This is a genomic window from Heyndrickxia sp. NPDC080065 (genome assembly GCF_050281185.1).
GTDB lineage: Bacteria > Bacillota > Bacilli > Bacillales > Bacillaceae_C > Heyndrickxia.
Genome location: NZ_JBNNWS010000007.1, coordinates 264,402 through 275,963, shown reverse-complemented (window position 1 = coordinate 275,963; position 11,562 = coordinate 264,402). Strand labels below are relative to the sequence as shown.

The following is an 11,562-nucleotide window of genomic DNA, read 5'->3' as shown; positions in this document are numbered from 1 at the left end:
ACGATAAGTACCTTGCGCTTCCTTAGTGGTTGGACGATGTGTACCCCCACAGTGGACTTTCACCACCAAGATAGTTGCCATGCCTGGCACACATAAAAAAAAAAAAAGGCGGATTTCTCCGCCTTGATTATAATGGTTTGAATGGTTCAGGTCTTTCATCGATCTCTTTGAAATAGTATTGGATTGCTTGAACAATCCTCCTCGATGCTTGTCCATCTCCATATGGATTGGTTGCCTTTGCCATTTTTTCGTACTCTGCTTCATTTGTTAACAATTCTGTTGCAAGTCGATAAATGGTTTCTTCATCCACACCAGCTAATTTAAGTGTACCAGCTTCAATTCCTTCTGGACGTTCAGTTGTATCACGAAGAACTAATACTGGTACTCCTAGTGATGGAGCCTCTTCTTGAACTCCACCAGAATCAGTTAAAATAAGGTGAGCGTGCTTAGCAAAATTGTGGAAATCTATCACATCTAATGGTTCGATGAGATGAATACGCGAATCATTTCCAAGAATTTCATTTGCTAATTCCCGTACAACTGGATTTAAGTGAACTGGATAGACAACTTGAACATTTGGATGATCTTCAACCAATCGCTTTACTGCGCGGAACATTTGACGCATGGGTTCTCCAAGGTTTTCACGGCGATGGGCAGTTAGCAGAACTAATCGATCATTCCCCAGCTTTTCTAGAACATTATGAATATATTCATTTTTAACCGTAGTTTTTAATGCATCAATCGCTGTATTTCCAGTGATAAATATGCTTTCCGGCTTTTTATTTTCTGCCAATAAATTATTTGCTGCTTTTTCTGTTGGAGAAAAATGCAAATCCGCAATGACACCTGTCAATTGACGGTTGATCTCTTCAGGAAAAGGTGAATACTTATTCCATGTTCGAAGTCCTGCTTCGACATGTCCAACTACAATCTTATTATAATAGGCTGCTAGGCTTGCAACAAAAGTGGTTGTCGTATCACCATGTACTAATACAATATCAGGCTTTGCCTCTTTCATTACACGGTCAAGGCCTTCTAATCCTCTAGTCGTAACATCTATTAGTGTTTGCCGATCTTTCATAATATTTAAATCAAAATGTGGTTTAATATTAAAAATATCAAGCACTTGGTCAAGCATTTGTCGATGCTGAGCTGTGACCGTTACTATCGATTCAATTGTATCAGGGTATTTCTGCAGCTCAAGAACAAGCGGGGCCATTTTAATCGCTTCTGGTCTCGTTCCAAAGATTGTCATTACTTTAATTGGTCTATTCATGTCCTGTCTCCTTTTTTGAGATGGGAAGAGTTTGGAGGAAATCGGCAAAAGCCGATTTCGGACTCTTCTTCCAATGAATTCTACTTTTTAAAGAAATAAAAACCCATACTTATTTTGTACCGAATAATCGATCCCCTGCATCTCCTAATCCAGGCACAATATAGCCTTTTTCATTCAATTTCTCATCTAATCCAGCAATATATATATCGATATCTGGATGCGCTTCTTTTATTGCTTCTACACCTTCTGGGGCAGCAATTAAACACATAAACTTAATGCTTTTTGCTCCGCGTTTTTTCAAGGAATTAATCGCTTCTACAGCTGAACCTCCCGTAGCTAACATTGGATCAACTAAAATGAAGTCCCTTTCCTCAACATCATTAGGAAGTTTTACATAGTATTCAACAGGCTTTAGTGTCTTAGGATCACGATATAAACCAATATGACCTACCTTGGCAGCTGGAATTAAATTCAACACACCATCAACCATACCGATCCCTGCGCGAAGAATTGGTACAATCCCGATCTTTTTGCCTGATAAAATTTTTGCTTTTGCTACGCTTACTGGTGTTTCAATTTCGATTTCTTGAAGCGGCATATCCCTTGTAATTTCAAATGCCATAAGCGCCGCTACTTCATCAACTAGCTCACGAAATTCTTTTGTTCCTGTATTTTTATCGCGTATGTACGTTAACTTATGTTGAATAAGAGGATGATCAATTACGTAAACATTTCCCATCTTTTTCTCTCCTTTTTATATCATTTATAATAAGTTTATTTTTATTACAGATTCACCATTCCCATTCTACACGAAAAAGGAGTTTGTTCTCAAGGCAGACCTGCAGAACAAACTCCTTTCTTTATATTACTTTTGTGGATATAATGGGAATTTTTCGGTTAATGCAGCAACACGAGCACGTGCTTCTTCTAGTTTTTCTTCATTCTCATGATTTTTCAGTGTATTTCCGATGATTGAAGCAATTTCGTCCATTTCTTCAATTCCAAAGCCGCGTGATGTTACTGCAGCTGTCCCAATTCGAATGCCACTTGTAACAAATGGGCTTTCAGGATCAAATGGAATGGTGTTCTTATTAACTGTAATGCCAATATCATCTAACACCTTTTCGGCTACTTTACCAGTTAGACTTAAAGTACGTAAATCTACTAATAATAAATGGTTGTCCGTTCCGCCTGAAACAAGACTTATACCTTCTTTTTTTAGAGATTCACCTAAGCGTTTTGCATTATCCACAATCTTTTGTGAATATTCTTTAAAACTATCTTCAAGTGCTTCACCAAACGCTACTGCTTTTGCAGCAATAACATGCATTAATGGACCACCTTGAATCCCAGGGAAGATAGACTTATCAATCTTCTTAGCAAATTCTTCTTTACACAAAATCATTCCACCACGTGGACCACGTAAAGTTTTATGTGTAGTAGTTGTAACGAAATCAGCATATGGAACAGGGCTTGGGTGTATACCTGTAGCCACTAGACCAGCAATATGAGCCATATCTACCATCAAATAAGCTCCTATTTCATCTGCAATTTCACGGAACTTTTTAAAATCAATCACTCGAGGATACGCACTGGCACCAGCAACGATTAATTTAGGTTTATGTTCACGAGCTTTATTTAATACATCTTCATAATCAATGGTATGGCTTTGTTCATCTACACCATACTCAACAAAGTTATACTGTACACCACTAAAGTTAACAGGGCTGCCATGTGTTAAATGGCCTCCATGAGAAAGATTCATTCCGAGAACAGTATCTCCAGGTTCAAGAACAGTAAAGTAAACGGCCATATTTGCTTGTGCGCCAGAATGCGGCTGTACATTTACATGCTCTGCACCAAATATTTTCTTAGCACGATCACGTGCAAGATTCTCGACTACATCAACATATTCACAACCACCATAATAGCGGCGTCCTGGATATCCTTCAGCATATTTATTCGTTAATACAGACCCTTGTGCTTCCATAACCGCTTCACTAACAAAGTTCTCAGAAGCAATCAATTCAATTTTTGTCTGCTGACGTTTAAGCTCATCTTGAATCGCTTGATACACTTCTTTGTCTTGCTCTGCAATCTTACTCATTTAAGTCCCCTCCTGCGTCAACAAATAGTCAAATACTTTCTTCATGTCTAGCTCCAGCGCCTAGCCCCTCGAGGTCAAATGAACTTTCACCAATGAAGTCAAAGAGCGGACTTCCTTGGTGAAAGTTCATTTGCTTGTCGGGGCTGACCAAGGCGCTTACGCTTTTCTTATTTTATCATAGTTTTCTTACAGGCAAATCAATTAATTCTAAAAGTTAAAAATTTCATGATATAAAATTTTAATATAAGGCTTTGTTAAACAATGTTGTTGTTTCATATAAAACCCTGTATGGTATGTGTTCAGCTAGTTTTACTTCGTAAAGAAGGCGCTTCACACATACCATACAGGTGATTTTATCAACAATAAGCTTTGATAAAGCCTAATATAAAAGAAAATCCCGCCATAACTAGCAGGATTCTTGATCATTATAAGTTGGATTTTCATATACTGCCCTAACTCCACCGATAAGTTTTGGACGAGTTTTTGCTAGAGTGACATGGGCAGAGCCTAGCTTATTTTGTTTAACTCTCACTGGAATAACAACATGTTTTAAATGCATCCCGATGAATGTATCACCTATATCGATCCCTGCATCCGCTCTTATATGTTCTACTACAATAGGATCGTTTAATTGCTGATAAGCTAGTGTTGCCATAGCACCACCTGCTTTTCGTACAGGGATAACCGAAACCTCTTCCCATCCCTTACTTTCAGCTACTTCTCTCTCAATTACTAAACTTCTATTTAAATGTTCACAACACTGAAATGCTAGATAGAGATCATGTTGTTTTGCAAAATCTGTCAACTCACTATATATCATAGACGCTACTTCTTCATTTCCTGATGTACCAATTCTTTTACCTATAACCTCAGAAGTAGAACATCCAACAATTAATACCTGTCCTTTTTTAAAGGAAACTTGAGATGAATAATCGTTTAATATTTGTTTCAACTGCTGTTTCCATTCCAAAATGTCAATTGCCATCCTAATTGCCTCACTTTTAGTGAAATTATATTTAGGAGCTTTTATCAGTTTTGATCCTCATAATTTGTAATTTTTTCAATCCGGTGCTCGTGTCTTCCACCTTCAAATTCAGTTGTCAACCATACCTTCGCAATTTCTAATGCTAAACCTGGGCCTATTACCCTTTCACCCATTGCTAACATATTTGTATTGTTATGCTGACGTGTAGCTTTTGCACTAAATACATCATGTACTAAAGCACAACGGATTCCCTTTACTTTATTTGCAGCTATACTCATACCAATTCCTGTACCACAAATTAAAATGCCACGATCAAACTCTCCACTTGCAACCTTTTTTGCAACAGGTAATGCATAATCTGGATAATCGACAGAACCTTCACAATCACATCCAAAATCTTGATACTCAATACCCATTTCCTCTAATAGATTACGGATTTCCTCACGAATATGGATTCCACCATGATCTGACGCTAAAGCTACTTTCATTTTAATTCCTCCGCTTACTTAAGTTATCCTTCTTAATCATATTTTTGCATACATTGATTATTTTATAAAGTATGTTCTTATTCTTTAATTACAATCCTTTAAAACATATTTAGATAGCAGTTGTTGAAAATTATCCAGTTCTTTCGTATGTTGTAGATGGGGACACGTATTTAAGGAAAGCAGTGAACTTTCTATCAAGAAAAGACGCGGCTTCTTATTATTTATCAGTTCCTCTTGTATGAAATCGAGCAACTGAAGATATTTCTTTCTTTTATTTTCATTTTCAATGACTGCTGCGATTGTTTTCTTTAAAGCAGTTGAAGAATTGAGTAGCTCATTAAAAAAATCATCATTATTATTAGAGGAATTTGATAACCAAATATTTAATAAATTGGGCTTCAATAATTGAACATGTGAACAACTTACATCATCAACTATTTTTTTTAGTCGATCGACACAATAGCGAATAATTTCAATTTCTTGAGTTTTTGATCCTTTATCCATAAAGTTATAATGAAGCATTTGCTGCAGCATCCCTGAAAAAACTATAGTACAATCCAAAAGATATGGCTTCTTCTCTTCTCCAAACAAGTCGAGAAAGCGGTTATACATCCAACTTATATGCATGAGTTGGAAACGCTTAATAAATTGTTTGAGTTCGGAGTCATTTGAAACAAATACCTCTTCTACAAGTCTAAATAATTTATTTTTTTTATTTGATTGCATCATTAGGTCCAGTTGTTTAACAAACACTTCAATGTCATCGAGATTTTCCCCAATTAATAATTCATTTCGTTCTCTTTCATATTTATTTTGAATGGAGAGAAAAACCGCTTTAATCAATTCGCTTTTAGAAGGGAAATAGTTGTAAAAAGTTCCTTTTGAAATCCCGCTATAATCTAAGATATCCTGTATGGACGTGGCTTGGAATCCTTTTTCAATAAATAATTGATGTGCCTTTTGTATGACTTGTTGTTTTCTTTCGTACATATGTATCACCTTTATCCAAAATCAGCTCATTAAAAAAGGGGGTTTTTAATGGTTGCTGCTAATTCCTATTAATAAAATAAAAAAATCCAACTTATTAAAAGTGTTCCCTTTGTATAGGAACTTTTCAAAATGAAGTTGGATTTCTTATTTTTTCTTTAAGCTCTTTTCGTATAAATTGTTGTTTTTAGACAATAAACTTAGTCCGTTGATTTCCGCTCCAGACACTTGCTTTCCGCGGGGAGGGATGGGAGCCTCCTCGGCGTTACCGCCTGCGGGGTCTCCCACTTCCCTCTTTTTCCCGCAGGAGTCAAGTGCCCTCCGCTACAATCAACTCAGATTGTTAATAAAATATCACTAAAATAGCAACAAACTTTACGAAAACAGCCTTTCTTTAATTCAAATGAAACTTCGAAATCGTTGCTTTTAATTTTTCTGCTTCGTCTTTTAGTTGGAAAACGAGTTGTTCGACATTTTCCATTACGGATGCTTGTTCATTGGTTGCTTCTGTTACTTCTTCTGCACCAGCTGAAGTTTCTTCGGCAATCGCTGCTACTTCTTGAGACTGCCTAGAGGTGAGCTGGACGCTTTCCATTTGCCTGTCAACGAGTGTCGAAATGCTTTGTACTTTATTTGCTACGATATGAATTGTATTGGTCATTGTTTCAATAACTTCATTTGTCTTTGCACCTTTTGAGGCTTCGTGATTTGCGGTAGCTACTTGATCTGTAATTTGTTTGACAACACTCTCAACACCATTTTGAATATTTTGGATTAATTCAGATATTCCTTGTACTGCCTTGGCACTTTCATCCGCTAATTTACGAACCTCTTCTGCTACTACAGCAAACCCTTTTCCGTGTTCACCTGCACGTGCAGCTTCAATGGAAGCGTTTAGAGCGAGCAGATTCGTTTGTGCAGCAATGTCACCTACTAAAAGGATAATTTGTTCTACCTTTTTAGCATTCTCTTCTAAATCAAGCACCACTTGTAATGAATTTTGATTTTCATTTGCTAACTTATCAATCCCACTAATAAGGGAATTAACAACTTCTTTACTTTCTTGTAATTCTTTCACCATTTCTTCTGATACTTGTTCAGAGGACTTTGCATTTTCTTGTACTTCATAAGCGATTTGAATAATATCCTCAACTGACTCTGCAGTAGCTTGAATCGCGATGGCTGAACTTTCCGCCCCTGCCGAAATCTCACTTATCGTGTGAGCAATGCTCTCAGCTTGTCCAGTTGCTCTAGTTGTTTTTTCCGAAATAGCAACGACTTTTCCATTTGTTTGTTGGAAATTATCTTCTATACTATGTACCATTACACGTAAATTTCCTAGCATTTGATTAAATGCCATTCCAAGAGAACGAATTTCATCATCAGACTTTGGCAATACAACATCTTTTTGAATGTTTCCTTGACTAGCATCAATGGCAGCATGCTCTAATCGTTGAAGCGGTTTAGTAATCACACCTGCTACAAAATAAGCTAACAAGCCCGTCCAAAAAATTCCTAAAAGAAGGGTAATACTATTAAAAAGAGATTCATCTATATTTGCAGCAAACTTCGAATGAACAATGCTAATAAAAAAGAAACTAGTTGAATAAGTAATTATTGCTAATAAAGTAACGAATAAAACTAATTTTTTTCTCAACCCAAACTTATATCTTTTTTTCATGTTAGCCCATCTCCCCTTGCTATTCCCTCTATGATATATTTTTGATTATTTTTTCTATAAGTTCTGTTAACTCATTATAAGTTTTCCGATAAATATCTACACTACCACCGTATGGATCTAAGACGTCGTGGTTTCCCTTATGTTCGTTTACAAACTCTTTAATAGTAAAAGTTTTATTGGCAGCAGAAGGGTATGTTTCTACTATGAAAAATTTATGATTTGATGTCATTGTAAAAATAGTAGAAGCCCAGTTAACATCCTCTTCTGTTAACATTTTGGATGAATGATTATGCTTAATATTGTGTTCTTCAAGAACTTTCTGAGCCTGTTGTGATGCATTTTGGCCATCCATTGCATAAATACCTGCAGATCTTACTGATATCCCTTTTATATTTTTATCTTTTAAAATAGCCTCCGCCATTGGACTGCGGCACGTATTTCCAGTACAAATGAATAATATATTCAATGAAAAAATCCCTCCAAATGCATGACTATCGATTCACTCTTCTTTCTTTATTATAGTCGAAAAGACTTAACTTCAATAGTAAGCTTTTGAAAATAATTTGAAAATTTAAAGACAAGTAAAAATAGTATCTTTTACTTGTCTTTAATGTCTTACTTTCATTTACTTGGCTGTTTTCGAATTAATTGTTAAAATCCTAATCACTTGATTCTACAAATACTTGGTTTATGAAAAACGCTAATTAGAAAAAAAACAAAAGCTTTAATCCAAATGCAAATAATATACTTCCGCCTAGCACTTCGCTGTATGTACCGATAACACCTTGAAACTTTCTCCCGATAATGAGACCTGCCCATGTTAATAGCGCTGCTGCAAATCCAAAGCAAATAACAACTGCAGCTGAACGAGCACCAAATATACCAAGTGAGAGGCCCACTGAAAAACTATCTAAACTCGAACTTAAAGCAAAAAAAATTAATCCCCAACCAAAAGGTTTGATAATTGTTTTTTCTTCTTTTTTAAAGCCGGATAGAGCCATTTGTATGCCTAAAATAATTAGGAGAATGCCACCGATATATTGCGCGAAGATTCCGAATCTATCCGATAAAAAATGCCCTGCAAATATTCCTAACATAGGCATCCAGATATGAAAAATTCCTATCGTTAAACCAATATAAAAAATTTGCTTATACCTCAGCTGGAACATGCCCATTCCAAGTCCAATCGAAAAGGCGTCCATACCTAAAGCAAATGCCATCAACATTAATGTAAAAAATTCTGCGATGATTGCTACCATTCAGGTTCCTCCTTTGGACGTGCCTATTGACAACATATGCATGTCCAAGGAGGATTAGAATTTTATTTTCTTTTCCTTTTAAAATTTCCTATTGTTCAAATCAACAACCCGAGATTCTATTGATTTTGATGTATCCAGCGATGTCCAGCAGCTTTTTCCAGGCGATTCATAATCGCCAGGCCAATTCCCTCTAATGGAAAGGTTTCCGAATAGATAATGTCGACATCTTTGCTGTTAAATGTCCTTAATGTTTCATAAAGAGAATGAGCGACCGATTGTAAATCGCTCCTTCTGCCACAAGCTAAAACAACATCTGCATGATAATCCTTTTTTGTTTCTTCTGTTGCAATCACACCAACTTTTAATCCTTCTCTTTGCTTCTTATTCACTAAATCCTGTAGAAAACTAAAGGTTCCATTCACTAAATAAACGGGTGCATCTGGTGCATAATGTGTATATTTCATTCCCGGCGATTTTGGACGACTAGGTGTCTCCTCATTTATGCTGGGATCAATGAAAACTTCACCAACCACATTTTCAATTTCTTCCTTTGAAATGCCGCCTGGGCGAAGAATCATAGGGATTTCTTGTGTACAATCAATGACAGTTGATTCAACACCTACACCGGTATCCCCACCATTCACCACTCCAGAAATTTGGCCATTTAAATCTTCTAACACATGCTCTGCTATCGTAGGACTCGGTTTTCCGGAACGATTAGCACTTGGAGCAGCAATAGGAAGTTGTGCTTTACGAATCAATTCAAGAGCAATTGGATGATCCGGCATCCGGATTGCTACTGTATCCATCCCAGGAGTTACCTTCTCTGAAAGAATATTAGGCTCCCTATTTAAAATAATTGTTAGTGGACCTGGCCAAAACCTATTGATAAGCAAGTTAGCTTTTTCTGGTACAAAAGTAACTAATTCTTCTAACTGATTAAGTTCTGCAATGTGGACAATCAGTGGATTATCACTCGGCCTTCCCTTTGCCTCGTAAATTTTTGCAACTGCAAGGTCTGATTTAGCATTTGCTCCCAACCCATATACCGTCTCTGTTGGAAAAGCAACCACTTCATTTTTCTTCAACAGATTGGCAGCTTCATCTAATTGTGGATTACTCATTAAATTATCCACATCTTTATCCACATACCACTGAATTGTCTTCATAACTTTCACCTTTTCTATAATGTTAAGTTTTTTCTAAAAAAGTAGGTATTTGTCGAATTTCCCCTTATTACTCCTTGAAAGTATATTAAAAATTGCTGATATAAACAAGTATTATCCACAATATGTGGATAATTTCAACAAAATAGTGGATAACTTTTAGGAATAGTGTGAATAAATAATTCCTTTCACATTACTTTTTCCATATAGATTGCTTGTTCATATGTTAATAACTGTTTTCCATATAATGAGTTGGCAAATTCCTTTGGAAGCGACTCCCGTTCTACTTTTTGAAACCCCATCATATGAAATAATCGGATTGATGTTTCGTTAACGGTTGTTAAGTATAGTGTGGATAAATTTTTTGCTATTGCTAACTTATACACATGTTGAAAGATTATGAGCAAGTCTTCTTCTTTCATTACCGGCTTAACGACCATTGAACGAAGAATGCCTACTTTCCCAGCTGGTTCTACCCCTAAAGTTGCTAAAAGATTTCCCTCGATGTCCTCAATTAACACAAAGTAATTAATAATAGATTCCACCCCTTCAGTACTTATCTTTGCCTCTGTAAGAAAAATTTTTACCTTTTCAATGTCCGGCTTTTTTCCCGTACGTATCATGTGCATGATCATTACTCCCTATCATTTTTTTACTTCTATTAATCTTCTTGTACAAACTATGAGAGAAAATAAGAAATAGACCAAAAAAGAAGAAGCCTGTTCTAGACTTCTTCAAAAAATTTTCTTAAATAGTTCTACGATGAAAAATTTAACCTTTACTTGATCCTCCTCTTCTTTCACATAGAGAGGCTGTTTTTGTTTTTTTGTTTGATCTTTGTTAATAACTGATTTTTTGTTTTCATCACTGATTTGCTGTTTTTCTGTTGTAGGTTCCTTTGAAGTCTCTTTTGCATTTTCATTATTTCCATCAAATCCAGGGCTTACTGCAACACCATTAGAAAAATCCATAAAACAAAGCGGGGGATAAAGGACACACCACCAATTTGCCCCTTCACCTTTTCCTAGAGTAATTAACACGGCTTCGTATTCTCCAGCAGGATATAAAAATTGCCCATAGAGTTTAGTAGGAAATTGAACTTGACCAAACTCGACTCGAACAGATTGATTACTCTTCTCTTCGCGGATGACTTGCTTGGCTATTTTTTCAATCTCAGGTAAATGAGCTTTTATGACTTTTCTAGCATCCTCTATAGAGGTTAAATTTTCTACCCATTTCGTTATCTCTTTATTTACCTCATCTCGTATTTTTCTTTTTAATGACTGATCCTTTTCTGTATCACTATTTGCTAGAATTCGAAGACGAACAGCCTCTTTAGGAATCACGATTGCTTCCTTTGCTGCAATTTCCTGTTTCGGTATATATAAACTTAATATAGTTCCAATCGATAAGATCATAATATAAATCCAAGCATAATTTTGTTTATTCATTTCTCCCCACCGTCCCTTCACTAAGACAGTTTGGACAAGAAAAGGGAATCTTAAACTAGTAAACTAAAAAAATGAATAAAATTTATTACATTAAGAAAATGCACCAAGATTGATTGAATTATCTATAGCATTTCAGATGTTTTGTTATACATTTTTTAGCGT

General features: G+C 35.9%; 12 protein-coding genes. All 12 read right to left on the bottom strand.

All coding sequences use genetic code 11. The features are described 5' to 3' along the window. Positions 1 to 127 precede the first annotated feature (127 nt). On the bottom strand, positions 128 to 1,276 hold the full coding sequence (wecB, locus tag ACQKP0_RS10645) for a non-hydrolyzing UDP-N-acetylglucosamine 2-epimerase (RefSeq protein ID WP_427405814.1): 1,149 nt from the start codon (positions 1,274 to 1,276) through the stop codon (positions 128 to 130). Positions 1,277 to 1,385: 109 nt separating this feature from the next. Beyond that, entirely contained in the window at positions 1,386 to 2,015 is a 630-nt protein-coding gene (gene upp, locus ACQKP0_RS10640; RefSeq protein ID WP_427405813.1) for a uracil phosphoribosyltransferase, read from the bottom strand. Between the two features lie 126 nt (positions 2,016 to 2,141). After that, entirely contained in the window at positions 2,142 to 3,383 is a 1,242-nt protein-coding gene (gene glyA / locus ACQKP0_RS10635; protein ID WP_427405812.1) for a serine hydroxymethyltransferase, read from the bottom strand. Positions 3,384 to 3,789: 406 nt separating this feature from the next. Then, positions 3,790 to 4,368: a TIGR01440 family protein gene (locus ACQKP0_RS10630; protein WP_427405811.1), complete on the bottom strand. Its 579-nt coding sequence runs from the start codon at positions 4,366 to 4,368 to the stop codon at positions 3,790 to 3,792. A 44-nt stretch (positions 4,369 to 4,412) separates the two neighbouring features. Continuing rightward, the gene (gene rpiB, locus ACQKP0_RS10625) at positions 4,413 to 4,856 is read right to left on the bottom strand and encodes a ribose 5-phosphate isomerase B (protein ID WP_427405810.1); all 444 of its coding nucleotides are present in this window, start codon (positions 4,854 to 4,856) and stop codon (positions 4,413 to 4,415) included. Positions 4,857 to 4,940: 84 nt separating this feature from the next. After that, positions 4,941 to 5,846: a TetR/AcrR family transcriptional regulator gene (locus ACQKP0_RS10620; protein ID WP_427405809.1), complete on the bottom strand. Its 906-nt coding sequence runs from the start codon at positions 5,844 to 5,846 to the stop codon at positions 4,941 to 4,943. Positions 5,847 to 6,237: 391 nt separating this feature from the next. Beyond that, complete coding sequence (locus ACQKP0_RS10615; RefSeq protein WP_427405808.1) at positions 6,238 to 7,524, bottom strand: methyl-accepting chemotaxis protein; 1,287 nt, start codon at positions 7,522 to 7,524, stop codon at positions 6,238 to 6,240. 28 nt (positions 7,525 to 7,552) lie between these two features. After that, positions 7,553 to 7,990: a low molecular weight protein arginine phosphatase gene (locus tag ACQKP0_RS10610; RefSeq protein WP_427405807.1), complete on the bottom strand. Its 438-nt coding sequence runs from the start codon at positions 7,988 to 7,990 to the stop codon at positions 7,553 to 7,555. A 238-nt stretch (positions 7,991 to 8,228) separates the two neighbouring features. Continuing rightward, entirely contained in the window at positions 8,229 to 8,783 is a 555-nt protein-coding gene (locus tag ACQKP0_RS10605) for a manganese efflux pump MntP family protein (protein WP_427405806.1), read from the bottom strand. Positions 8,784 to 8,899: 116 nt separating this feature from the next. Beyond that, on the bottom strand, positions 8,900 to 9,952 hold the full coding sequence (locus tag ACQKP0_RS10600) for an L-threonylcarbamoyladenylate synthase (protein ID WP_427405805.1): 1,053 nt from the start codon (positions 9,950 to 9,952) through the stop codon (positions 8,900 to 8,902). Between the two features lie 185 nt (positions 9,953 to 10,137). Further along, the gene (locus ACQKP0_RS10595; protein WP_427405804.1) at positions 10,138 to 10,578 is read right to left on the bottom strand and encodes a GNAT family N-acetyltransferase; all 441 of its coding nucleotides are present in this window, start codon (positions 10,576 to 10,578) and stop codon (positions 10,138 to 10,140) included. Positions 10,579 to 10,683: 105 nt separating this feature from the next. Then, on the bottom strand, positions 10,684 to 11,400 hold the full coding sequence (gene spoIIR / locus ACQKP0_RS10590) for a stage II sporulation protein R (RefSeq protein ID WP_427405803.1): 717 nt from the start codon (positions 11,398 to 11,400) through the stop codon (positions 10,684 to 10,686). Positions 11,401 to 11,562 lie beyond the last annotated feature (162 nt).